The following is a 23285-nucleotide window of genomic DNA, read 5'->3' on the forward strand; positions in this document are numbered from 1 at the left end:
CCGAGGCCCAGGCGTCGGCGGTGGTGGCCAGCTCGGATTGTCCGGCCGCGGAGATCGGGACCAGCTGCGCCCCTGCCCCGGGCGCGGCAGGCTCGCCCGCGGCTTCAAGTGGGGGCGGGGGTTCGGCGAGGATGGCGTGGGCGTTGGTTCCGGAGAACCCGACCGCGCTCACCGCCGCCAGGCGCGGCTGGCCGTCCTGGCCGGCGGGCCAGGGCACCGACTGGGTGGGCACCCGCAGCGCGCCGTTGTCGTGGAGTTGGGGCATCGGCCTGGTATGGCCCGCGGTGGGCGGGATCGTCTCGTTCTGCAGGGCCAGCACAGTGGCGATCAGAGAGGCCAGTCCGGCGGCGCCTTCCAGGTGGCCCACATTGGATTTGACCGACCCCAGCCACACCGGCTGCTGCGCCGATCCGGCGCGGCCCAGGACTGCGTCCAGGGCGGCGCGTTCAGCGTTGTCCCCGGAGCGGGTGCCGGTGCCATGGGTTTGGACGTAGTCCACCGCAGCGGGGTCGATTCCGGCCTCGGTGTAGACGCGGCGCAGCAGTTCGGCTTGGGCGCGGTGCGAGGGCGCCCCCACCCCGCCTGGGGAGGCGCCGTCGTTGTTAGTGGCGCTGGCCAGGACACAGGCCCGCACCGGGGCGCCCGCCCGATGGGCATCACTCAGGCGCTGCAGGATCACCACCGCGGCGCCCTCGCCGCGTATGAACCCGTCGGCGTCGGCGGCGAACGGGCGGGTGCGGCCGGTGGGGGACAGGGCACCGGAGTTGCGGAACATACGGGTGTGGGTGTCCAGCACCAGCGCGTTGGCGCCGCCCACGACCGCCAGATCGACCTCGCCCAAGCGCAGTGCCTGGCAGGCGCGGTGCAGTGCGACCAGCGAGGCCGAACACGCGGTGTCGACCAGCTCCGAGGGTCCGCGCAGATCAAAGGCCCGCGAGATGCGGCCGGGGGCCATGGACGGCAGCGCCGCTGCGGTGTCGACCATGGTCATCGCCGCAGAGCCCGCGCCCAGGTGGGTAATGGCCTGGTCCAGGAAAGACGAACCCCACCACACCCCGGTGCGGCTGCCGCGCAGCGTTGACGGGGCGATGCCGGCGTGCTGCAGCGCTTCATCAACCAGCTCGGGCCCCCACCGCTGCTGGGGGTCCAACGCCGCTGCCTCCTCGGCGGTGAGAGCGAAGTGGGCATGGTCGAACCCGGTCAAGACGTCGTCGCTGAGGATGCCGGCGGGCAGGATCGCCGACCGGGGATGCTCAGGCGCGGCATCGGTGATCACATCGCGCCCGTGAAACAGCACCTCCCAGAACTCTTTCGGGCTCGTGATGTTGCCGGGCAGGCGGCAGGCCATCCCCACCACCGCCACCGCATCGCTGCAGGCCACGGCGCTCATTTGGTCACCACCCACACCGCCACGCAACCGAACACGCGCACCTCGACCCGGGTGGCGCCGAAAGGTTCAGCCAACAGCGCGCGCAACTTTTCGACGGAATCGGTGGCGTTGAAAAACACCCCAGAAGCGTTGTAGTGCTCGATCAGCCTGCGTGCGCGCCCGGTGACGTGCACCCCGGCGCCGTGGCAGACGATGGTGCAACCGATGAAACGCCCGCCGGTTTTGAGCACACGGTGGGCTTGGGCGACCAGCGGCGCCAGCTCGGCCATGCTGGCGCGCTTGATGGCGTGCAGCGTCATGAAGCACCCCACCGAGTCCACGCTGGCCTCAGCGATGCTGTCCCAGGGGTTCACCGCGTTCTGCGCATGCTCAACCAGGTTGAACCGGCCGCGCAGCCGGCGGGCTGTAAGGCTCATGCAGGCGGGGTTGACGTCGAGGAGGTGCAGGGTGCGCAGTGGGCTCCAAGACGGCAGCCGGGCCGGGAAGTAGCCATTACCAACCCCGACCTCCACGTGCTCCTCACCGGCGTGTGCGGCCAAGAGGGTGTGCAGCAGGCCGTTGGGCACCCCCCACACACACGGGTGGCGCCACCAGATCACCTGCGGGGTGTAGCGCAGCCGCATCGTCAGGTAGGTGTAGAGGCTGGGGTTGGCGCCGTTTGCAGCCGTGGGGGGCGAGGAGGAGACGGACTTCGCGGACATGGTGAACCTCATCTCGGCGCACGAGAACCAACTGGGGGTGGAGTGGTCACGGGATTCGCAGACGGTTCATCGAAAGGCACTGCTCCCCCGTGGTGCCTCCGCTGGCGACACAAGCGGGAGACACCACGGGGAGCGCAACGCAGGGGTGCGAGGGCTAGGCGGCAGTGACCTCAGCGAGGTAGGCGCGGGCCTTGCCGGGGTCATAGAGCCAGTTGGCGAAGTCGGAAGGGTCATCGAAATCATCGATCCAGCGCTGCTGGATCCGCGGATACTTCGGCGCGGCCTGGGCCAGCTCCAGGTAATGGGGTTCGGCGCTGCCGTCCCAGAAGCGGTCGATCATGGTGGAAAACGCCGAGGAGTGAATGCCATAGAGGCTCCAGAACCGGTGGTAGGTCTGTTCCATCCAGGCCCGGTCGAAGGGCCGCATGCCGTGTTTGACGATTGCCTCGAAGTAGATCTCGGCGCAGCGTGTGGAGTTGCCCCAGCCTTGGCAGCTGACCGGGTCCGAGGTCAGCACGGCATCGGCCATCCCCAGCACGAGCCCGCCCGAGGGCAGGACACCGACCGGGGTGCGCGCCACCGGGTCGATGCGCTTCATCAGGGTCGCCGGTCCCTCGACAAGCTCAGCTTGTCGGCACATCTCAGCGAAATCGGGCACGTGTTCGTCCAGGCGGGCGCGGATGCGCCTCCACACCTCCTTATCGGGCTGCACCGCGCGCGTGTCTTGTGCGGAGAAGCAGTCGAACGAGGAGCCAGGGCGCCCGGCCATCATCACACTGGTCACGGCCCCGACCGTTGTCAGCACCGGGATCAGATACACCTCTCCCGCCGGTGAGGAGGTCGCGCGGATCCGATTCTTCAGACCGGTGACGCCCTCCACGAACGCCTGGGCATAGCAGCGCGTGCGGGCACCGGCCGAACGTGAGGGGTCGGCCTCGAAGAGGTGGCCCAGTTCGCTGTCGCCCGAGGCGACCACGATCAGGTCATACATGCCGGCCCTGGCCATGTAGTCCAGGTCTTCGGTGGTGAAAGCGGCGGTGACCGCTTGCCCTTGGTCCACATCGCAGTACCAGGCCAACCAATCGGCGATTTTTACACTGCGGTCAATCGAGAGTCCCGGGCCGCGACTCCAGTCGGCGGCGATGTCCACCGCGTGTGCCCCCGGGGGACGCAGCGACAACTCGACTCCTTTAAGTTCGGGTGCTTGCGAGCGCCATGCGAACGAGAGCAGGCCGGCCTTCTCCTCCATCGCGCGGGTAAGCGGAAACGACATCTGGGTAATGGCCGGTCGGCCATCACGGATCTCCTCAGGGGTGTGGCCCCCCACCAGCCGCACGTGATAGCCGGCCTGGCGCAGGCAGTGGGCCAGATACATCCCGGACTGCCCGGTGCCCACGATCAAAATGTTGCGCACCTTTAGGGCCCTTCGTTCACGGGTTCACCGGCACGGTCGAGCATCTGATCGAGCACAGCCCGCAGCACACCGATGGCCGAATCGCTGTCGCGGCTCTGCCACCCCACCACCGGGATCGCCGCATCAAGACCTGCGACCTGGCGGACTACCTCGGTCGTTGCGCCCCCGCCGCGCCCCTCGTGCAGAGCCGCCACAGCGGGCAGGTCACGCTGCTGGATGTAGGAAACGGCCTGTGCGCAGGCCGCGGGTCGGTGCGCGTCGATGAGGATCACCGCGCCCGCGGCCTCACGCACCAGGTCATCCCAGATCACCTCGCAGAATGGCCCCGCGATGCTCACCAGGTGCACCAGCGCCGAAGCACCGGCCAGGAAGCGGGCCCCATAGCCCACCGTCACCGTGGCCAGGATCTTGGATCCCTGCGCATCCGTGGTGATCATCAGCTCCTCTGAGCGCACCGCAGGCGCGTGTGCGGCCGCCGTGATGAAGGAACACTGGTGTGCGCTGGCCCCACCGACAAGGAAGACCTTCACCGACGGTGCTTCCACCGGCGCTTCAGGCGGTGCTACCGACCCCTCAAGGGCGCTGATCATCCGTTGCAGCATGGCCGGATCAGCGTGCTCGGGACGCCCGTCGGGCTCCACACGCACCAGCCCGGCATCGCATAGATCGCTCAAGAACAGCTTGACCGCGGCCCGCGGCGTCGTCAGCTGGCTGGCGATATCCACCACCCGCAGCCGCTGGCCATGCGCGCTGGCCGCGCGGCACAGGTCATAAATCTGCACGGCCCGCTCATCGAGGTCCGGCGAGGGCTTGACCTTGGCATCACTGACCTCCACCGGGTAGTGCTCCAGCAGCGACGCTCCTCTGTACTGCTCTGTGGAGGCCGCTGTGGATGGGGACGTTACGCAATCAGCATGGGCGTTCAGCATCGGGCTTCCTCGTTGCGAAGTAGTTCCGTGCGCAGCTGGGGGGTCAATGCGTGTGCGACGCTGTCGATCAGCAGGCTCATCTGGTGCCCGATGATCTTCATGTCGGCCTCGGGCGCGGTCAGTACAGCCAGGGACGAGCCACCACTGACGGACATCACCACCAGATGTCCTTGGCGCATGCGCAGCAGGAGTTGCTCCACCTCGCCCTTGGCGAACATCTGGGCCGTGCTTACCGACAGGCTCTGCAACCCGCTGACGATCGCTGAAAGCTGCTCGCCATGCTCACGTACCTCGTCTGAGGAGGCCATCAGCACGCCATCGGAGGAGACGACGATGGCCTGGCGCACTCCCGATGTCGCATCCGCGAACCTGCTGATCAGCCAGGTGAAATCCTCGGCGTTGCGCACCGGCGTATGCATGCTCGTGTACTTCCTTCGAACGGCGGTAGCTCACAGGAGCCGTGAGATCGAACCCGGTTGAGCGTCGCACCAACAAGAGTTCGTATGGGAACAGCGTGGAATCCCAGCAACGCGTGTCTCTAGTGGGAGTTTCTTTCGCCCTCCCTGGAGCCAATGACCGACTTCGCGGACGGATGCTTTCCGGGGTGGGGAAGAAAAGTTTCCGTCGCGCCTGACCCGCCCTGATCGCCTGCTACGCCGTTACCGTGGGAGTGATGGCGTCCTTGGAAGGTGGACACCTAATGCCCTCTGATGTCGCTCCCCACGGCATCCAGTGCGCTCTTGACCTGCGAGAAGCCTGGCTGGCCGAACACGGTCCCCGAAGCGACCTGCATCAACTGGCCGAACAGATACACACCCATTGCGGCCACGCCCGCTTCAAGGCCCTGCGGCTCGCCCACGGGTGGCGTCGTGTCGAAGACGCCGTCACTGAATTCCACGCCTGGACCGAGGTGCAAGGATTAAGTCGCACCGGGATGGACGTGCGTAGTTGGCGCAACTGGGAAGCAGGAAGCCGCCCCGGCCCCAGCTACCTCGATCTCCTCTCGAGGTTCCTATCCAGCAACGCTGTGTGGATGGGGTTTGCTCCCGACTATTCAGCGGGAGCGGCGCCGCCCGCAAGATCGCTCGCCACTGCTGACTCGGCTACAGCTTTAAGCCCGGAGGAACTCGTGGCCTCCTGCGCCATTGAGGCGGCGCGCCGCGGCGCCCAGCTGGACACACCGGTCGGCGCCTACACCATCGACGAGCTCACCGCAGCGATGTATGAGGTCGCCGACGCCTACCCCTACAGCCCGGTCCTGCCGTCTTTGCTGCGCGCACGAGAACTGCGCGATCAAGCCTGGCGACTGCAGGAGCGCTGCCAGCGTCCCAACCAGCTCAGGGATCTCCACCACATCGCCGGATGGTTGTGCGCCATCCTCGCCAACGCCTCGTTCGACCTCGGCAGCACGGCCTCAGCACAGACCCACGCCCGTGTAGCTGACCTGCACGGTGAACTCATCGACGACCACGGACTGCGTGCCTGGGTGGCCGGTCTCCACGCACTCATCGCTTACTGGGACGGACGCCCCCACGACTGTGTCGCCTACGCCGAATCCGCACGCCGATTCCACCCCACCCGCGGGACCACGCTGGTGCGTGCCGCCAGCATCCACGCCCGAGGGCTCGCGTTGCTCCGCCGCCACGATGACGTCGACGCCGCACTGCACGAGGCCGAACGCCTCAGAGACAACGCAGGCGAAGACCTCCCAGGAGTGATCGCCTTCCCCCACGCCAAGCAGCTCTACTGGGCCTCCTCAGCCCATCTGGGTTTGGGTCTCTCCGAACGCGCTCAGGCAGCCGAGAACGCAGCCGCTAGTGCGATCACCCTCTACGAGGCCGACCCGCCCCAGCTGCGCCGCGACGGCGAACTCGGCCACGCCCGCCTGGACTATGTCACTGCCCGTCTCGCAGGCGACGAGTTCGACGGCATCGCCGAGGAGGTCAACACGGTGCTGGTCAGCATGCGCCAGCGGCGCATCGAAAGCGTCATGCGGCGACTGCGCCAACTCACAACGGTTCTACAGAAACCAGCGTTGCGCTCCAATCGGCACCTGCGCGAGGTACACGAGGCCATCGATGCCGACCTGCGCTATTCCCCGCCCATCGCCGCCCTGCCGACCGGAGACACCGCCCTATGAGCACACCCACCGTTGCGATCCTGCACCCGGGCCGGATGGGGACCGCCATCGCACGCCAGATCGACAGCGCCTCCACAAAACTGTGGTGCCCCCAAGGGCGCAGCCCAGCCACACACCACCGCGCCAATGGTGCCGGTCTTGAACCTCTGGGCCTCAACGAACTTGCTGCGGCTAGTGACATCGTGATCTCACTGGTGCCCCCAGCAGCGGCCGAAGACACCGCGCACGCCCTCTTGGCCGAAGGCTTCACCGGGCTCTACGTCGAGGCCAACGCGATCCGCCCACACCGCGCCCACGCTCTGGCCGAGATGACCCGCAAAGCAGGCGCGGACTTCGTCGACGCCTGTGTGATTGGCCCGCCACCAGCACCGAACACCCAGACAACACGCTTCTACCTGGCTGGCGACCGCCAGCTCTGCAACCAGGTCACCGCGTTGCTTCCCACCGGAGCCCCCCAGATCCACTATCTGGGAGCCGAGGACGGTCAGGCCTCCGCGCTCAAAACGGCCCAAGGTATCGCGCAAAAAGCGACACGCATCGTGAGTATTCTCGCTCATGCCCTGGCTACTAACTACGGGGTCACCGACGAGCTAGCCAGTCTCACCAGCACCTGGCCCCACCCCGCCTCCGAACCCGAGAAATTCCCCAGCGTAGCGGCGCGAGCCTGGCGCTGGGAATCAGAGTTCCACGACATCAGCCAGGCCCTACACGAAGCAGGACTCCCACCAGGGATCACCACCGAAATCATCACCCTTCTTCGGAAATGGGAAAATCTTAAGGATGATGACAACACAGGCTTAGATGAAGTCATTTCCCAAATGATAGATATCGGCAATTCTAATCCTTGATGGTGTCACTTGTCGGTAGTTTTTGACATAATCGACGGACCTCATCCGTCAACACGGTTTCGCTGAGCTGGACCGATTCCATGAGGTAATTGTCTAGTTCTGCGGGCAGTGATTCTTTCCCCAGTGCGGCGATATCGACGATGGTGCGAAGCCTATGCTCGGTGTCAGTGTCGATTCGTGCGCGGCATTCGTGGCGGGTGAGGATGTGCGGGCAACGCTAGGTGTCCTCACGGGTGCTCACCAGGCCCCTCCCCGCCGTGGACCGCGGCGGTAACGCGTTCACGCAACTATCCGCGCAACTGTGGAATGAGCACGTGGCCGGCGTTTTCCACCAGCCGCGCCACCTGATGGCCCACGATCTTCCCCTCGGCCTCGGCGGAGGTCAGTGCTGCCAGTACCGACCCGTCACTGACCGGCGTGATGAACAGGCGTCCGCGCCCTAACTGCATGATCACCTGCTCGGGCTCGCCCTGGCCAACCACACGCGCGGTTCCCCCGGCCAGGCTCTGGAACCCACTCACGATCGCGGCGAGCTGCTCGGCTTGCTCGCGTGATCCTTCCCGGGAGGTGAGCACTAGGCCGTCGGTGGAGACCACGAGAGCCTGCACCACACCGGGCACGTCCTCGACGAAGTTCGAGACCAGCCAGGCGAATTCGTCTGCCTCGGTTACTTGAGCAAGCGCGGTCATAGCTGCCATACGTCGTAGCGTGCTGCGACGTCGTCGGGGCCGATGTGGCGTTTTCCGGGGTGCGTGGCGGTGTTGAGCACTCGGACGTGCTTGTCGAGCGGCTGGTAGTAGTCGCGGCTGAGGGAGAAAATCCACGCAGGCCGACTGTGACGGCGGGCGCGGCTGATCAGGGTGGCGATCACGTCGTCGGCCTCGGCGGTATCGATCTCGACCCAGGCCAGGCCGTAGAGGTCGAGCCCGCGCTGGACGATAGGGATCGCCTCCAGCTCCTTGCGGGCGTCGTCATCGAGCACCCCGGTGGCCTTGTAGTCAGCGTCGACCTCCTGGCGTTCGGCCGAACTGTGCTCGCCGTCGAAGACCACGATGACCTCGGGACCGTGGGCAGCTCGTCGCGGATCGCGACCCGCAGCAGGGCGAAGAACCCGAAGAGGGCGATGAGATCATGGGGCTTGTCCCGCGAGCGGATCTCAGCCGGGAACCCAAAGGCCGCCCTCCAGAGCAGGTTGTGACCATCGACCAGCAACAACGGAGCTTGAGGCATCACCGCACCGCCTTTGCGAACCATTCGGCGACTGTGGTGGGCCGGAAGTCCCGCGATCGGTAGTACGCAGCCCTGGACAGGTGCCGGTAGCCTACCGGCTCCCCCAGCACCTCCTAGGGAGTTTCCAGAGGGCGTGCTCCCCGCCTGAGGTGAACACGCCACGTCGCCGGCCAAGGGGCTGCGCCGACGAGGAAGGAAGGTGGTCGATGTCGAAGCAGACCACGGGCGTGCCCACGGACACGGTCTCCATCGCAACCAGGCCGAAGGACTCACGCGGGGAGGGCGGGACCTCACCTCGCCGGAGGGCACTATCCCATACTCCAAGGCCCGCAGGAAGTCCTCGTCGAGCTGTATCGCTTCGAGGTCGCCCCCAGCGGGGAGCAGGGACTGCTCGGTCAGGCGGCGGCGCCCACTCGACCGGGTCGACGAGCTCGTGATCAGGTGCGTCCCAGGGTCGATCGGATAGGACTCACCCCCGCGTAGGCGGGGAGTAGGTCGTGTCACTTGGTCCAATTTAGAACCGAACTGACTCACCTCCGCATAGGCGGAGAGGTATGTCGATCGTGTTAGGCGACCTTAAGTGTATGGCGCTCTTCTCGGCCTGTGTTGCTGTTGTAGTCCACTCTGCTGAGAGCGCAGTCCCGTCCGGACAGGGGTAGCAGCTTCGAGTGTGGGCTCCCTATACCAGACACTCCGCCGAAGGTTGAGTATTCCATCTAGAAAGACGTGGCCGGAAGCGGCCTCAGAGCGAAAACCAGCGCTGACCTGGATTAACGACGGCGTTAAGCCTGAGCTCTCCCAAGAGAAGCCTTTAGAATCGAACGTTATGCGCGAGATCTGGATTGAGAGCGCCCGGCCAGCGAACCGGGGTATGGCATGTGCTGGTTCCAGAGGAAAGCGCAGGAGGGCAAGGTCCCTTCGACCGCCTAGCTGGAACCCTGGTTTGCGCCGTGGTGTGGGCAGGGGACGAGCGAGTGAGCGCGTTGGTGCCGGCGTGGGGCAGGACGGGTCCACGAACGTCGGTAGCAGCCGAAGTCGCCACCGCTAGATGGAGAGAAGGCGAGGTCAAGCTCAAGCAAGGACGCGAAAAAAGCCATCCGCCAGGCACACGCCGATGACTGGACACAGACCGAGATCGCGAAGGCAACCGACCTGACCCGAGAAAACAGTGCGTCTCGGCCCCACCCCGGAGGCCGCTGAAGCGGTTCGGAAGGCTCAACACCGCAACACGAAGAATTATAGGAGCCCAGCGAATGACTCACCTGCGCCTCGATGGCGTGGAGACTTACGCGCAACTGCGCGCCATCGTGGCCGACCGCGGCGGCTACGGCGTCACCGAAATGGTGCATCTGCGTGACCTGACCGGGAAGCAGCGCCTCAAGAGGCTCGTGTGCGAGAAAATTGCGGATTCGCTCTACAAGCATGGCATTGGGCACGTACCTGCCGACCTTCCAAGGTACCAGGATGCCGAGGTCCGGCTTTACCTGCGCGAGACCCTGATCGGAGGGATGATCGATGCGGTCCTGTTCCCGGACGAAGAGGGCGACGAGGTGCTAATCCATGCTGCGGCGGCTGAGAAAGCGGCGTGGGATGCACGGGAGAGGTTGCGCAAGATCAAAGAGATCGTCGACGCCGACGGGGAGGCCCGGGCTGAGCGCGGGTGAGATCGTGGAGTTTCTAAGAGCGCGGCTGGACGAGGATGAGCAGGTGGCAGCCGAGAGCCTGGACGTGAACGTACTCGTCGACAGGGTAGGCGGAACCGAGCCGCCCCGATGGGCCCAGGCTGGCGTCGGACTCACCCCGCGTGGACGGGGCACTCAGGTCGTAGGCGACATCGAGGTCGTAGCCGTTGGACTCACCCCCGCGTAGGCGGGGAGCACCGCACGGCCGACCACGTTGTCGGAATGAGTGGTGGACTCACCCCCGCGTAGGCGGGGAGCACGGCTACCTCAAGAAGGACGACGACGGATCGGACTCACCCCCGCGTAGGCGGGGAGCACCTCGGCGCCCTGCGCGATGGCCGCGAGATCCGGGACTCACCCCCGCGTAGGCGGGGAGCACTCGCCTGCACTTCGGGCACGCCCGATGAAGTTGTGACTCACCCCCGCGTAGGCGGGGAGCACGGATACTTCGCCTTATAAGCGAGAGGTCGCGGGGACTCACCCCCGCGTAGGCGGAGAGCACACCTCCGGCGGGGTGAGCTCGTAGGAGTAGGAGGACTCACCCCCGCGTAGGCGGGGAGCACGGCACGCGCCGGTACCCGCTTACCCCAGCCGTGGACTCACCCCCGCGTAGGCGGGGAGCACCGGACAGATCGCCGGGTACGCCGTCGCCGCGGGGGACTCACCCCCGCGTAGGCGGGGAGCACGGTCCTGGGCGGGGTGGCCCAGGGCCCCTTTCTGACTCACCCCCGCGTAGGCGGGGAGCACGAGGCGAATGCCACCGTCCAGGAGATGGTGGCGGACTCACCCCCGCGTAGGCGGGGAGCACCTCGAACGCTTCGGAGATAGCGATGTCGAGGCGGACTCACCCCCGCGTAGGCGGGGAGCACTCGTAGGTCGCCGCCTTCAACACCTCGGCGAGGGACTCACCCCCGCGTAGGCGGGGAGCACGGCCCGGACGCCTGCAGCGAGATCCACACGTCGGACTCACCCCCGCGTAGGCGGGGAGCACCGGATCTCCAGCGGCAGCTCCAGCACGTCCACGGACTCACCCCCGCGTAGGCGGGGAGCACGCCGAGCGGGAAGGGGTCTCAAAGGGGGGTCCGGACTCACCCCCGCGTAGGCGGGGAGCACCCGCACCATCTACCGGATGATCGCCGCCGGTGAAGACTCACCCCCGCGTAGGCGGGGAGCACCACCCTCGCCGTCACCGCGGTGTCGGGGGATTGGGACTCACCCCCGCGTAGGCGGGGAGCACATGCCGTTGTCGCCGGCCACGTCCTCAATGACGGACTCACCCCCGCGTAGGCGGGGAGCACAGGTACGCGCGTTCTCGCTGCGCCGGTAGGAGGGACTCACCCCCGCGTAGGCGGGGAGCACCCCGGGAGGTCCCCACCGGCGAGACGTATATCGGACTCACCCCCGCGTAGGCGGGGAGCACAGGGATTGCAGCGAGATCGGGTAGGTGCGCGCGGACTCACCCCCGCGTAGGCGGGGAGCACCGCGGCACCGAGTACCCCAACGGCACGATCGTGGACTCACCCCCGCGTAGGCGGGGAGCACTTTGGCCAGGTCAGCGAAGTACTCACCATCGAAGGACTCACCCCCGCGTAGGCGGGGAGCACGACTGCTTGACGAACACCCGGCAGTTCAGCGTGGACTCACCCCCGCGTAGGCGGGGAGCACCGCCCGATCCCGGGCACCCGGTCAGCGACCTTGGACTCACCCCCGCGTAGGCGGGGAGCACATGGTCGCCCCTATAGCGGCACCTCCAGTGAAGGACTCACCCCCGCGTAGGCGGGGAGCACTCCTCTTGACCGTCACACGATGGCTCGCCCATGGACTCACCCCCGCGTAGGCGGGGAGCACAGTGAACTGGATCCCATGGATTACGACCATTTGGACTCACCCCCGCGTAGGCGGGGAGCACCTTCCAGGAACTCCACGATGGTCATGAGGCCAGGACTCACCCCCGCGTAGGCGGGGAGCACTGCGCCCGGTGGGCGCCCTGGTGGTGCCGCTGGGACTCACCCCCGCGTAGGCGGGGAGCACCCGCACCACGACCTGCAGCGGCTGCGCGAGATGGACTCACCCCCGCGTAGGCGGGGAGCACGAGTCCGGTGGTGCGTGGCCGTGGTCGCAGGCGGACTCACCCCCGCGTAGGCGGGGAGCACGATGGATTCCCCAGCGGGCCCTTCCGGTCCACGGACTCACCCCCGCGTAGGCGGGGAGCACGTGTTCACTGTCGCCCCGAGCCGGCCCATGACCGACTCACCCCCGCGTAGGCGGGGAGCACTGGCCTTTACGCCACTTCAAGGCGGTCACGGGGGACTCACCCCCGCGTAGGCGGGGAGCACCCTGCTGGCCGGTGAGGTGCAGCCGAGCAGCGGAGACTCACCCCCGCGTAGGCGGGGAGCACATACCACCACCCTTTGAGGAACCCCCGGTTGGGGACTCACCCCCGCGTAGGCGGGGAGCACGAAGGAGGCGTGCGGCCACTCCTCGCCTTTTCGGACTCACCCCCGCGTAGGCGGGGAGCACCCCACGACGTCGGCGCTTCGCAAAAGGGGTGCGGACTCACCCCCGCGTAGGCGGGGAGCACGTTTGGTTCCACTCCGGGGCGGCGATTTCCTTGGACTCACCCCCGCGTAGGCGGGGAGCACCCTTCGCGATCAGCGCCAATGCGGCACGTTATAGATTTTTGACCTCTTCTAGTGTCTCCTTCGGCCAGCCGATCAACGTCAGACCATCGATCGTCCGGGGAGTGCGGCTGCCCTCGCCGTACGTCAGTACGCGGTAGCCCTGCTCGGTGTCGGCGCCATGCACCATGACCGCCCAGCCCTCCTGAGCGTCGATGGCTTCTCGCAGGCCCGCCCACAGGTGCTCGCGCACCCTTCTGGTCAGGGTGCCCACATAAACTCCGGGCGCCGGCTCCAGCATCCAGCGGGTCAACGCGCCGCGCGTGCCATCGGCGATCGCGGTCGTGGAGATGACACAGAATCCGCCAGCCATTACCGGTCTGCCTCCGTGGCGTAGTTGACGCCCGATGGCAGTTCCCCGTCGGGATCCCAGAGGTTGATCACGTCTGGGGGGCCTGGACTATCCGAGCTGGGCAGATCCAGCACCTGGTAGATATCGGAGACCATTCGCGGGATCAGGCGCAGCAGCCGGAATTCCTCACGCAGGCTCAGACGTGCCGCGCGTTCAGGGTCGGTGCTCTTGTGCAGTGAGAATGCTAGGGGAACCGTCGTCTCAGCCTTGTACAGGTCGGCGATGTCGAGAGCGAATGCCCGCTGCTGGCCATGGTGGAGTATGCCCAGCGCGGGCGAGGCCCCCAGGCTGAGGATCACTGAGGTGGCGATCCCGTACAGTGCCTGATTTCCCGAGGTCAGCGCCTTGTTCACGGGGTCCTGTGCGTCGAAGTCCGCCGGGTCGTAGCTTCGTTTGAAGCGTGGGATTCGGTGCTGCTGCGCCAGCGTCCGGTACAGCACCTTCATTCGGCGTCCTTCCAGGCCCCGGAGCTTGTCCAAGGTCAACCCCTCGGGCAGTGGTTCGGAGAAGCGCATGGTGAACAGCCGCTTGGCGGCGGCCAGGCGGCGTTCGGTGTCGGATACCACTTCCACTTGGCGGTCCAGTAAGCGGGTGCTGGTGCTGTCGTTGAGGAAGGCCGAATAGCAGCGCACTCCGCCGTCGCCGACGTGGACGATGACCGCGCCGTCGCTGGTGAGCCTTTTTACCGCTGCGTGTGTGGTGCTGGTGCCCGGGCCCAGGAGTACGCAACCGATGCCAGCGGTGGGTAGGTAGACACGTTCCTCTTCGCCGTCGTCGAATTCCACCAGTGCGCAGACACCGTTACGGTCTGCTTTGATCTGCACCGTGTCCAGGTAGAGAAAACCGAGGCGGTCGGCCACCCGGGGTAGGGCTACGGCGGTCGGCGCGCCCAGGGTTTTGGGGAGGCGGCGGGCCATGCCTCACCGCCGCGCGGGAACGACGGAGAGCAGCCCGAGCCCGTAGGCACGCCCGCGGCCGATGCCTTCGACGATCGCGGATGTTAAGCGCTGCTGGTCGGTGACCTCGGCCACCCCGTCGAACTGGATGCCGTGGTTGAGCAGCCGGTCGTTGTCGCCGTGTCGGCGGACATCAGAGCCGAAGGCGTAGCGGCTGCTGTCCAGTGTTACCGGGGCCAACCCCGCGTCATGGGCCTTGCGCCGCCACCAGTCGTTGGCCTGGTCGCCGTAGAGGGCTTTGCGTGTGCCTCGCTTTTTTGGGTTTTCGGGGTCGCGCACCGCTTTGGTGGGGTTGGCCGCGATCCGGTAGTACACGGGTGTTCCCTCGGTCAGGTGTTCGAACAATGGAAGCAGCGAGCGGCTACGCGCGCTGGGGAACGCCGAGAGGTCGGGGGCAATCTGTGATTGCACCAGCAACTGCAGTGCGCAGTCGTCGGGCTCGACCCGGTAGAGCGCACCGGCCTGGCGACGGGGTTGCGGGCCGAGCCCGTCAGGAAACATCCTCATCAGTTTTTTGTGCAGGGCTGAGGCGGTGTAGCGAAGGTGCTCGCTCTGGGGGCCGGTCAGCGTGGTGTGGGTGAGCCAGAGTTGGGCGGGCAGGGTCAACGCTCCTCCTCGATGGCTTTCGCGATCGTGGCGTAGCCGTGCATGCCGGTGCCCGCACTCCCCTTGGCGGGCGGGTCGATGGGCAGTTCTACGGCTCCTCGTGTCAAAAAGGCGCGGTTATGTGGACTGCGCGCCACGGGCACGTCGTTGATGCGAACGTCGGGGGCACCGCGTTCCTCGGGAGGGACGTCGTGAAGGGCGGTGATCTCCCACATGCCCACCTCGCGGGGTGAGAGGTATAGCGGCGTGGTTTGGGCCATCCGCAGCGGGGTGGAGGTGCCGGTGCCCAGCAGTATTGGCAGCGCTGGTGGGCAGCCACGCCGGCCGAGGTAGGGTGCCCAGCGCGGGACGCGCAGCGCCTGGGCTAGTTCGTCCACCAGGGGGGAGGGGCCAGCGAGGAAGGCGGTGAAGGCTGCGTCAGCCAGGTAGGCGCGACGGGTGATGACGGCGCTCTTGCGGCGTTTGCGTTCGGCGGTGACCATCTGTTCTTCAGAGGAGCGGCCTCCGCCCACGGTGTGGTAGTCGGTGAGCACCCGCCCTGGGCGGTCGCGGCGCACCAGCAGCTCCAGACTCGCCCACTGCTCGGGCAGCGGTTGGTGGCGCTCGATGCCGCGGGCCGCGGCGAGCAGCCCCAAGATGCCTGAGCGCGTGGGGTAGGGGTAGGTGTCGCGCTCATCGAATGTGGAGCGGACCCCCCATGACTGCAAGGGGCCGGTCAGCAGTAGCGCCAGGGTCGTCACTGGTAAGCCCCCGCCACGGTGTGCTCGGTGACGGCGGCGGCGAGGTCGGGAAGCGGCAACCGGTCGCCAAAGCCTGCTGCGTCCTTGTCTACTCCTTGAGCGATCTGGTCGGCGCTGATGGTGGCGGCGTGGGCGTGCCACACGCGCCCGGTGGGGCCGAAGAAGTTCTCTACCTCGGTGACGTGCTGGCCCAGTGCCTTCAGGCTGGCCGGCAGGTGGCCCCCGACCCCTGGTTGTACCGCGCCCTCGAAGGCCGCTGCCAGGCTGACCGGGTGATCGGAGCGCATTGAGGCATACACCAGGGCCGGTGGGGTGTGCGGGGCGGTGGAGGTCCGCTTGCCCGAGGGAACCGCCAGCGCGAAAGCGCGTAGGAAGAGCCCGGCGAGCTCGGCTGCGGCCCGGATGCCGTCCGCATTTTGAGCCATGTATGCGGCGAGGTCGCCCAGGTCCAGGGTGGCGTAGCGGTAGAAGACCCCGCTGGCGTACTCGGCGGTGCCCAAATGGGCGCTGCCGCTGCTCTCCTTTCCGGTGAGCAGGTCATCCACCGCGGTGAAGTAGTCGACCTCGAACTTGGCCTCGTGGGTGGTGAAGGCGTGGGCGACTTGGGAGGCGCCGTCGATGCGGCCTTCGGGGAGGGCGGCGATCATCCGCCCGAACAGCGCCAGCCCGGCGCCGGTGCACTCTTTGAGGACTTTGAGCAGCTCCTTCTGCCACTTTTTGTCCTTACGGCCGTGGACGGTAGGCAGTTCCTCGCCTTCGGGGGCAGAGTCGGCGGCGCGCTGGTAGTCCTCGCGGTGGGCCTCGGCCAGGTCAGCCAGGCGGGGAATGTCGCTGTCGTTCAGGTAGAGCAGGACGTTGGTGAGCAGTTTGGAGGCTTCGTCCTCCTCTGCGGTGTGTTTCTTGCGGGGCTGCTTGCGCCCGCCGTCCTCTTCTGCCTCTGCCTCGGCCTCGTCGTCCTTGTCATCAAGCATGGTGAACAGGTCGCGGGCGGCGATCTGGGCGGTGCGCTCGGGCCAGCCGCGGTGTTGCAACTCCTCGGCGATCTGTTCGCCGTGCGCCCGGGACCTCGATCCGAAATCCCAGTCGGCGCCGTTGGTCAGCTCCTGCAGCTTCGTGCGTGTGGCGCGTTTGTAGCACTGGCTGGAGACCCGCATCCGGGTGGCCCCGCCATAGGAGAGTTCTTTGGGCGCGCCCATGTCGTCACGGTTGAGGTTGGCGAACGGGACGGCCTGGACGATGTGCAGGTCGAGAAAGCGCGGCGTGGCAGGCATATCGGTCCTTCACTTCCTAGGTGGTGGGTGGGAGGGAGATCGGGCTCAAGCCCTGGTGCTGCGCCACGGTGGCCGGCGCAGGTAGGACTCCTGCCAGCGTCGGGCGACGGCGTCAGGGGCGCGCAGGCGGTGCTCGATGTCGATCGCCAGTTGCGACCATTCCGGCAGGGGGCTCTGCTGGCCGTGCAGGTAGGACAGGACCGTGAACAGGTGGCGGGGCAACCGGTCGCGGTCGCTTCGGCACAGCTGCAGCAGCCGCTTCTCCCGGGGCGTCATCTTGTCCGGGCTGCTACCGCCCGGTGTTTTGCCGTCCTTGCGGTCGGCTTCGGCCAGCGCCAAGCCCAGGTCCAGGCGGGGGCGGCGGGGGGTATCGGAGGCTTGCCTGCGGTGGCGTTCCCACCGCTCGGCCAGTGTCGTGGACTTAGGGAAGTGGGCCATCAGCCCCGCGGTCAGCAGCAGCGTCTCGCGGACCCTGCGCCAGTTGAGCAGGTCGGCGTAATCCGCGCCCTCGTTGTGGGCCCACCGCAGGATGTGCCGGTTGGCCGCCAGCGCCTGGTCGGGGCCCTTGCGCACGGCCGGGCGCAGGTCGGAGCGCACGCCGCCGTACTCCAGCAACGAAGCCATATGGTGAGTGAACGCCTTGAACATGGGTGTGCGCTGTTGCCAAAGCGAGGGGCCGGTTTCAGAGGTCATCGCTGCCTTCCGGGCTGCGTGCGGATACGGGCCAGGGGCGGTGTTTGATGATCGAGCGGTGCAGCATGAAGTCCTGCCGCGAGGGCGGGTGGGGGGAGCCGTTTCCCTCGTGCGCGTTCCCAGTGACCTCGTCGTAGACGGTGAGGGTGAGCCCGCGTGCGGCGACCCGCCCGTGGTGCTCCTGCGTTGGGTCGTTGGGTTCGGCGGCGCCCAGGTCCGCGGCCAAACGGTCGCCGAACACCTTTTCGGCGCGTTCCCAGAAACGGGCAGCCCCGCGCGAGGGCCAGGCTTGGTTCAGCTTCTCTCGCGGGCCGCTGCGAACGCCGTTGCGCCACGCGGAGCGCAGCCGGGCCTTGAGTAGTTCGCACTCCTTGGCCAGCAGGGCCAGCAGCCGCCGCGCGGCCGCGGCGTTCTCCTCCTCCCGGAGGCGCTCTATGAGCACTGGGGGCACGGCCGACAGCCACCAGGTGTGGTCAGTCGTCATGGGGTCCTGAGAAAACCCGACCGCGGTGATTCCCGCCGGGCCGGGCTGCTCGCCGCCCAGATGCAGGCGCTCCTCCACAAACCGCGGCGGGCGGTAGGCGCTCGCCGCGACGTGCCGACCCGAGGCACCATCGGCGGTCTCGGGAAGCAGCGCGTCCAAATCGCGCCAGAGCGCCCGGGACGGGTTGGCGCGACGCTGGGTGCCCTTGCTGCGTTCGTAGCTGAGGAACGGGTTTTCCCTCTTCAGCCCAGGCCAGGGCTTGCGGTAGGCCCAGGTGCGGTAGGCATCGACCACGTGCCCGCCCTCGCCTGGCACCAGCAGCAGGGCATGGGTGTGCACCGCCGTCAGCAGCGCGCACATCCCTCCGGGCGGGGAGGGAGGAGCATCGGGGTCGGGCAGCTCCTCCTGCTCCCACGGGCACAGGTCAGGGCCGGGGCGAGAGGCCGGGTCGGGGATAGCCGGGTTCGGTGGAACCAGCGACAACAGGAGCGAGGTGAACAGCGACGCTCCGCTGGGGAAGTAGGTGATCGTGTTGCGCAGCATCCCGGCCTTGGAACTGGACGAGCGTGTGCCGCCGACCGTGCGCGCGGTGATCTGGCCCGCCGCCCCGTAGTACCACTGCACGATCAACCACCACGCGGCCTCCTCAAAGGCGATCGCGCCCTGGTTGGAGGCGTGGTGGCGGGTCCACCAGGTCGCCGCGTTGTCTCCGGTGGGACGGCCCAACACGAACTTGTTGATCCCCGAGGTCTCCGCTTCCTCAACAAGGCGGGGATCCTGCAGGAACGGCCGCTGGCCGAACAGGCAAAAGCGTCCCTCGGGCACCCGGGCGAAGTAGCGCTCCACAGGGGTGGCCCCCTCACTGGGCGGCGGCTCGCCGGACAACCCGGGCGGGCAGGAGGCAAACGTGCCGTGGGTGAGCCAAAGGTCCCGCCGGCGGCGCCATTCGGCCACCCCCTCTTGGCGGTCCAGCCCGGTGATGCGGTAGGCCAGCGCGGTGAGGATGTGCCACAGCCCCGCATACCCCGGCGGCAGAGGCGCCTCGATGCCGCTGAGCCGGTGCGCGGTGCTCAGCAGATCGGCCAGTCCCGTCTGCGCCACGTCTCCGTCCAGGGTCCGCGCACGAATCCACGGGCGCTTCGCCAGGTCGAAACAATCCATTCACTCTCCTTAGCGAGGGCTGGAGCTCAACGGCGCGGTGAACAAGCCGTAATCGGGGCTGAACGCCACCCTGTGACGCTGCGGCATCGTCGAGGGCCAATAGCCCGCGCTGTCGCCGACACCGGGAATGACCGTCGGCTCGACAGCATCGCGGAAGGGTACGACAAGGACGTTGCCAAGCGTCGGGTGGTCGGCGAACCAGTCGGGGGGATCGACGGCCACCGCCTCCTGCCAGCCGGCCGGCCGCACGGGGATGCTGTGCTCCATCACGGTTCGCACCGCCGCGGGGCTGGGGCGAGCACCCGCCGGGGGTGCCTCCGGCAGGCGGGCGGTACCGTGCGGGTGCAGGTGAAACGCCCCGTCGCGCCGCCAGACGGGAAGCAGGCGCAGCGTGTCCACGCCCAGCCGGGTCGCCAAGATCCCCTCGACGTCGGTGTCGGCCTCGGTCAACCGGTGCAGGTCTCCGCGGGACAGGTCACGCCCGGGAGTGGGAATGATCGCCTGGTCGCCCCGGCTCGCGCTCACGCTCTCCTCGGCCCACCACGACATCAACGCCTTCTCGAAGGCGCCGTCCACAGTGCCGAGGAGGCACAGGTCGGGCTCGGCGTCCTCGACGAGGCCTTGGACGTCGCCGGGGACGTCGATCGTTCGGGTCCGTTCCCCTTCGCCGAGCGCCTCCGCGGAGGTGCGCAGCGCACGCCATGTCTGAACAAGGGCGGCATGCGGGTAGGGCACGGCCTCGGCCGGGATGCTTGATCCTCCTCGATGTCGGCGAGTACGTGCACGGTCCAGTTCCGCCATGGCGGTGGGACCTGTGCACTGGCCCGGTGCCGGTGGGCCCGCCCGGCCCGCTGCAGCAGAAGGGAGGCGGGGGCCAGTTCACTGAGCACCACGTCGAAATCCCAGTCCAGGGACTGCTCGGCCACCTGCGTGGCCACGACCACGCACCGATGCGGGCGCTTGGGCCGCTCAGGCGGATCCTTCTCGCCGCGCTTTCCAAACAGCGCCTCCAGGTCCTCGGTGCGCTGCTCGCGGTCTGTGCCGCGCATGCGGGCGTGCAGCAGGTGGATCGCACAGCCGTCTGTCGCCTCGGCGCGCAACAGGGCGGCCAGGACCTGGGCGGTCGTCACCGTATTGACGATCACCAGCGCGCACCCGCTCCCCTGCCCCGTGCCGGCCGAATCGAAGATGGGGGTCAAGATGTCCCGGCAGAGTTGGGCCAGCCATCTCCCTCGCTCGACCAGGTCGCGGCGTTGGCCGGCCGGGAGGGTGTAGGCGTGGGTGGTCACGGTGAGCCGGGTCGATTTTTCGGGGGATGAGGCCCGCACCGTCATCGCCCCGGTCGCGGAGTCGTAGTAGCACCAACGGATAGGGGGGAGTGAGAGGGTCCGCGTCTTCGCTGCGGCGAGAGTTGTCGACCTCTGTGTGGCCCACGATCGAGCCCCGCCGGTAGGCCTCTAGGTACTCGCGCGCCATCCCCGCCGGCAGGGTCGCCGACAGCAGCACCACCGGCACACCAAAGGCCCCCAGCCACGTGAGCACCGTGCGCAGCAGCACACGCATGTAGACGTCATAGGCGTGGCATTCGTCGATGACGACGACCTTGCCGAACAGCCCCGACAACCGAAACGGCTGATGCCACCCCGGAAGCGCGGCAGCGAGCAGCTGGTCGATCGTCGCCACCGCCAAGGGGGCATGCAGGCGCAATAACTTGTGGGTGTCCCGGTCAGAAAGGCCAAAGCGCGCCTCGAACGGTTCGGCATGTTCCTCACTGGCCACCGGGCCCAACGCGCACGCCTCGATGCCGGTGTCCAGCAGAGAGGTGTCGGCGGGATCGCCATAGAGATCGCGGAGAACACGGTCGGCTTCGTCGGAAAAGGCCGCCATCGAATGCAAAAGCTCCACGGTGGCACCCCGGCCCAGCAGCGGGGCCAGGTCCCCCACCGTGCGCCCGAACATGGCATTCGTGGTGGCCATGGTCGGCAGGCAAAACATCAAGCCCAAATCGCGCCCAAGGCGCCGGCGAAAGACCTGCAGGGCTTCTTGGGCGACTTCGGTCTTACCCCCACCCGTGCGCTCGGTGACGATGAGCAGCCCAGGACCGGTCACTTGCTTGTCCAGCTCGGAACAGATCGAGAGCTGAACCCCGCGAGGCGAGTAAGGGTAGCGCTCAGTGAAAGCGGCGTTCCGCAACCGCAGAGGGGTAAGCCCGAGGCGCCGCAGCTCGGCGCGTGCGGCCTCAACACCGGATGCGAGGAAGACAGCGGCGGATTCGGGCGTCCACTCGGGCGGCAGGTGAGGGCGCCGATGCCGTTCGATGAACGCAGCCTGCGAGACGATCCAGTCTGCGAAGGGCACCAAGCCGCAGGCAGCAACCGCGGCAAGCACGTTATCAACGGGATCGGGCAGGAGCCGGGGACGGCTCAGGGCCTGCCACACAAGTTCGGCAAAGTCGCGGCGAACGCTACCCAATCCGCAGCGCCATCGCGGGCTTCCTCCAACGCGGTACGCGCCTCGGCCCTGCTCATTGCCGAGGTGATTCGACCGTGGTGGGCGCCGATCACCAACCCGATGAACTGCCGAAGCTCCTCAGCCTCGGACTTCCCCAGCGGTTGTGTTGAGCCGGACAGCATCGCAGGCCACTCCTCCAGCACGGCGCTCGCCTGCCCCGGACGGGCATGCCCGGTCGCAGCACCCCCTGCAGAGGGAGGAGCGGCCCTCCACATGCACCTCCAGGTACCAAGATCCCGAGCGGCGAAACCAGTGGTCGCTTTCCCCAGGTCATGAAGAGCCGCAAGCAACGCCAAGCACGTAGCACCGTCAGCCCCCAGCCCACGCAATGCAGCACGCGGAAGAACCGGAGAATCGAACGCCTCAAGCGCAAGGATGCAACCGGCCGAGTCAAGCAGATGCGCGATCAGCGGATAGGCACCGTTGGGCAACCGCTCCGCAGATTTTCCCCACACCCAGCCAATATCCACCGGGCGCTCCCTTGACCCAGATCCCGCAGAGGAAGGCCCTGGACGGGAGGCAGGCGGAAGACGGCGGTAGCTCATGGGACTAGTCTGAAGAGCGGCATGGATGACCTCGCATGTTTCACGAACAATGGCCGGTTTAGGCCACAAGTCGAAAACTGCTGCAGTTCCGGGCGCTTCAATCCGGAGGCAACCATCCCCAATGAGCAGCAAGCAAAGGTTAACTTTCAATAACACGCCACGTTTTTGCAGCTGAGAAAGGGAACTCCCCGCCTGCGCGGGGGTGAGTCCTGCGGGGCGTCCCCTCTCTGACCGGCTGTGACGAACTCCCCGCCTGCGCGGGGGTGAGTCCCTGCGCCACCACAGTCCCGCGCCGGCTCAACAGAACTCCCCGCCTGCGCGGGGGTGAGTCCCCCCACCCGGCCTCGACGAGGACGGGGACGGCGAACTCCCCGCCTGCGCGGGGGTGAGTCCAGTCCTTCTTCTTCGAGCTTGAGCGCGGCTTTGAACTCCCCGCCTGCGCGGGGGTGAGTCCATCACCATCGAATCCGACCTCGCCGAAGACACGAACTCCCCGCCTGCGCGGGGGTGAGTCCCCCCCGTCGAGAGGACCACCCCCCGTGGCGTAGAACTCCCCGCCTGCGCGGGGGTGAGTCCGTGATGCTGCAGGACCAGGGCGCCGGGAAGGGGAACTCCCCGCCTGCGCGGGGGTGAGTCCGCGGTCGGCCTCAGTCCACCCGCCGGGGGGTTGAACTCCCCGCCTGCGCGGGGGTGAGTCCTTGCGGGCAGACAGGGTGACGATGTCGTTGGCGAACTCCCCGCCTGCGCGGGGGTGAGTCCGACTGGAAACCGCCCCGGTGGCTGCCGCGCCGGAACTCCCCGCCTGCGCGGGGGTGAGTCCAGACACGCCCCGGTGCAACGGGACCGAGCAGCGAACTCCCCGCCTGCGCGGGGGTGAGTCCATGCCCCGGAACATGCCCGCGACCGGGGCAGAGAACTCCCCGCCTGCGCGGGGGTGAGTCCGCGCGCACCACC

General features: G+C 67.5%; 20 protein-coding genes, 1 pseudogene and 2 CRISPR repeat arrays (1 of these 23 running past the window's edge). Of the genes and pseudogenes, 3 read left to right on the forward strand and 18 right to left on the reverse strand.

Features of this window, described 5'->3' with window-relative positions; translation table 11 throughout:
• The 6 genes from VS93_RS03965 to VS93_RS28875 form a co-directional block, all read right to left on the reverse strand.
• The coding region (locus VS93_RS03965) for a beta-ketoacyl [acyl carrier protein] synthase domain-containing protein (RefSeq protein WP_046468724.1) at window positions 1–1390 on the reverse strand (1390 nt) is incomplete at its 3' end.
• Window positions 1387–2091, reverse strand: coding sequence for a class I SAM-dependent methyltransferase (locus VS93_RS26655; RefSeq protein WP_052745506.1), 705 nt, complete (start codon window positions 2089–2091; stop codon window positions 1387–1389). The genes VS93_RS03965 and VS93_RS26655, both read right to left, overlap by 4 nt.
• 154 nt (window positions 2092–2245) lie before the next feature.
• Window positions 2246–3505 (reverse strand): styrene monooxygenase/indole monooxygenase family protein, encoded by a 1260-nt coding sequence (locus VS93_RS03975; protein WP_046468658.1) that lies wholly within the window; start codon window positions 3503–3505, stop codon window positions 2246–2248.
• Window positions 3506–3507: 2 nt separating this feature from the next.
• Window positions 3508–4434 carry a DUF742 domain-containing protein gene (locus tag VS93_RS03980; RefSeq protein WP_082126604.1) on the reverse strand — a complete coding sequence of 309 codons (927 nt, stop codon included), beginning with the start codon at window positions 4432–4434 and terminating at the stop codon, window positions 3508–3510.
• Window positions 4428–4853: a roadblock/LC7 domain-containing protein gene (locus tag VS93_RS03985; protein WP_046468660.1), complete on the reverse strand. Its 426-nt coding sequence runs from the start codon at window positions 4851–4853 to the stop codon at window positions 4428–4430. Before VS93_RS03985 ends, VS93_RS03980 begins: the two co-directional genes overlap by 7 nt.
• Before the next feature lie 278 nt (window positions 4854–5131).
• On the reverse strand, window positions 5132–5332 hold the full coding sequence (locus VS93_RS28875; protein ID WP_156184662.1) for a hypothetical protein: 201 nt from the start codon (window positions 5330–5332) through the stop codon (window positions 5132–5134).
• Window positions 5333–5563: 231 nt separating this feature from the next.
• Between VS93_RS28875 and VS93_RS03990 the strand changes: the two genes are divergently transcribed.
• Window positions 5564–6574: a hypothetical protein gene (locus tag VS93_RS03990; protein ID WP_052745507.1), complete on the forward strand. Its 1011-nt coding sequence runs from the start codon at window positions 5564–5566 to the stop codon at window positions 6572–6574.
• Window positions 6571–7422, forward strand: coding sequence for an NAD(P)-dependent oxidoreductase (locus VS93_RS27635; RefSeq protein WP_082126605.1), 852 nt, complete (start codon window positions 6571–6573; stop codon window positions 7420–7422). Before VS93_RS03990 ends, VS93_RS27635 begins: the two co-directional genes overlap by 4 nt.
• 287 nt (window positions 7423–7709) lie before the next feature.
• Here VS93_RS27635 and VS93_RS03995 read toward each other — a convergent pair whose 3' ends face one another.
• Together VS93_RS03995 and VS93_RS04000 are read right to left on the reverse strand one after the other, a co-directional pair.
• Window positions 7710–8111 (reverse strand): roadblock/LC7 domain-containing protein, encoded by a 402-nt coding sequence (locus VS93_RS03995; protein WP_046468661.1) that lies wholly within the window; start codon window positions 8109–8111, stop codon window positions 7710–7712.
• On the reverse strand, window positions 8108–8473 hold the full coding sequence (locus VS93_RS04000; RefSeq protein ID WP_052745508.1) for a hypothetical protein: 366 nt from the start codon (window positions 8471–8473) through the stop codon (window positions 8108–8110). The genes VS93_RS03995 and VS93_RS04000 overlap by 4 nt, the downstream gene beginning before the upstream one ends.
• Window positions 8474–9905: 1432 nt before the next feature.
• On the opposite strand from VS93_RS04000, the gene VS93_RS04005 reads away from it, so the two are divergent.
• A complete protein-coding gene (locus VS93_RS04005; RefSeq protein ID WP_046468662.1) occupies window positions 9906–10316 on the forward strand; it encodes a hypothetical protein in 411 nt (136 codons plus the stop codon).
• A gap of 187 nt (window positions 10317–10503) precedes the next feature.
• A CRISPR array of direct repeats spans window positions 10504–12976; the repeat unit is 29 nt; unit sequence GGACTCACCCCCGCGTAGGCGGGGAGCAC.
• A 28-nt stretch (window positions 12977–13004) separates the two neighbouring features.
• Here VS93_RS04005 and cas2e read toward each other — a convergent pair.
• The 10 genes and pseudogenes from cas2e to VS93_RS33235 all read right to left on the reverse strand — a co-directional run bounded on the left by cas2e (window position 13005) and on the right by VS93_RS33235 (window position 22331).
• A complete protein-coding gene (cas2e, locus tag VS93_RS04010; RefSeq protein WP_046468663.1) occupies window positions 13005–13325 on the reverse strand; it encodes a type I-E CRISPR-associated endoribonuclease Cas2e in 321 nt (106 codons plus the stop codon).
• Window positions 13325–14281: a type I-E CRISPR-associated endonuclease Cas1e gene (gene cas1e / locus VS93_RS04015; protein ID WP_046468664.1), complete on the reverse strand. Its 957-nt coding sequence runs from the start codon at window positions 14279–14281 to the stop codon at window positions 13325–13327. Before cas1e ends, cas2e begins: the two co-directional genes overlap by 1 nt.
• A gap of 3 nt (window positions 14282–14284) precedes the next feature.
• Window positions 14285–14926, reverse strand: coding sequence for a type I-E CRISPR-associated protein Cas6/Cse3/CasE (gene cas6e / locus VS93_RS04020; protein WP_052745509.1), 642 nt, complete (start codon window positions 14924–14926; stop codon window positions 14285–14287).
• A complete protein-coding gene (gene cas5e / locus VS93_RS04025) occupies window positions 14923–15666 on the reverse strand; it encodes a type I-E CRISPR-associated protein Cas5/CasD (RefSeq protein WP_046468665.1) in 744 nt (247 codons plus the stop codon). Before cas5e ends, cas6e begins: the two co-directional genes overlap by 4 nt.
• Window positions 15663–16937 carry a type I-E CRISPR-associated protein Cas7/Cse4/CasC gene (gene cas7e / locus VS93_RS04030; protein ID WP_052745510.1) on the reverse strand — a complete coding sequence of 425 codons (1275 nt, stop codon included), beginning with the start codon at window positions 16935–16937 and terminating at the stop codon, window positions 15663–15665. The genes cas5e and cas7e overlap by 4 nt, the downstream gene beginning before the upstream one ends.
• A 45-nt stretch (window positions 16938–16982) precedes the next feature.
• On the reverse strand, window positions 16983–17561 hold the full coding sequence (locus tag VS93_RS04035) for a type I-E CRISPR-associated protein Cse2/CasB (protein WP_162231634.1): 579 nt from the start codon (window positions 17559–17561) through the stop codon (window positions 16983–16985).
• A gap of 58 nt (window positions 17562–17619) precedes the next feature.
• Window positions 17620–19275: a type I-E CRISPR-associated protein Cse1/CasA gene (casA, locus tag VS93_RS04040; RefSeq protein WP_052745511.1), complete on the reverse strand. Its 1656-nt coding sequence runs from the start codon at window positions 19273–19275 to the stop codon at window positions 17620–17622.
• Between the two features lie 9 nt (window positions 19276–19284).
• Window positions 19285–20010, reverse strand: coding sequence for a hypothetical protein (locus VS93_RS29660; protein WP_236700336.1), 726 nt, complete (start codon window positions 20008–20010; stop codon window positions 19285–19287).
• Window positions 20011–20159: 149 nt separating this feature from the next.
• Window positions 20160–20609 (reverse strand): annotated as a pseudogene (locus VS93_RS30990) (hypothetical protein); the annotation flags it as partial.
• Between the two features lie 1089 nt (window positions 20610–21698).
• Window positions 21699–22331, reverse strand: coding sequence for a CRISPR-associated endonuclease Cas3'' (locus VS93_RS33235; RefSeq protein WP_156184664.1), 633 nt, complete (start codon window positions 22329–22331; stop codon window positions 21699–21701).
• 181 nt (window positions 22332–22512) lie between these two features.
• A CRISPR array of direct repeats spans window positions 22513–23285; the repeat unit is 29 nt; unit sequence GAACTCCCCGCCTGCGCGGGGGTGAGTCC; it runs 1150 nt beyond the window's last position.

Source organism: Allosalinactinospora lopnorensis (genome assembly GCF_000981225.1).
Taxonomy (GTDB): Bacteria; Actinomycetota; Actinomycetes; order Streptosporangiales; family Streptosporangiaceae; genus Allosalinactinospora; species Allosalinactinospora lopnorensis.

Coding starts and splice junctions, on each gene's coding strand:
- cas7e (WP_052745510.1), bottom strand. CDS start 16,937: ATGCCTGCCACGCCGCGCTTTCTCGACCTGCACATCGTCCAGGCCGTC.
- VS93_RS04005 (WP_046468662.1), top strand. CDS start 9,906: ATGACTCACCTGCGCCTCGATGGCGTGGAGACTTACGCGCAACTGCGC.
- VS93_RS04035 (WP_162231634.1), bottom strand. CDS start 17,561: ATGGCTTCGTTGCTGGAGTACGGCGGCGTGCGCTCCGACCTGCGCCCG.
- VS93_RS27635 (WP_082126605.1), top strand. CDS start 6,571: ATGAGCACACCCACCGTTGCGATCCTGCACCCGGGCCGGATGGGGACC.
- VS93_RS26655 (WP_052745506.1), bottom strand. CDS start 2,091: ATGTCCGCGAAGTCCGTCTCCTCCTCGCCCCCCACGGCTGCAAACGGC.
- cas1e (WP_046468664.1), bottom strand. CDS start 14,281: ATGGCCCGCCGCCTCCCCAAAACCCTGGGCGCGCCGACCGCCGTAGCC.
- VS93_RS33235 (WP_156184664.1), bottom strand. CDS start 22,331: ATGAGCTACCGCCGTCTTCCGCCTGCCTCCCGTCCAGGGCCTTCCTCT.
- VS93_RS03980 (WP_082126604.1), bottom strand. CDS start 4,434: ATGCTGAACGCCCATGCTGATTGCGTAACGTCCCCATCCACAGCGGCC.
- VS93_RS03985 (WP_046468660.1), bottom strand. CDS start 4,853: ATGCATACGCCGGTGCGCAACGCCGAGGATTTCACCTGGCTGATCAGC.
- casA (WP_052745511.1), bottom strand. CDS start 19,275: ATGGATTGTTTCGACCTGGCGAAGCGCCCGTGGATTCGTGCGCGGACC.
- VS93_RS03995 (WP_046468661.1), bottom strand. CDS start 8,111: ATGACCGCGCTTGCTCAAGTAACCGAGGCAGACGAATTCGCCTGGCTG.
- cas2e (WP_046468663.1), bottom strand. CDS start 13,325: ATGGCTGGCGGATTCTGTGTCATCTCCACGACCGCGATCGCCGATGGC.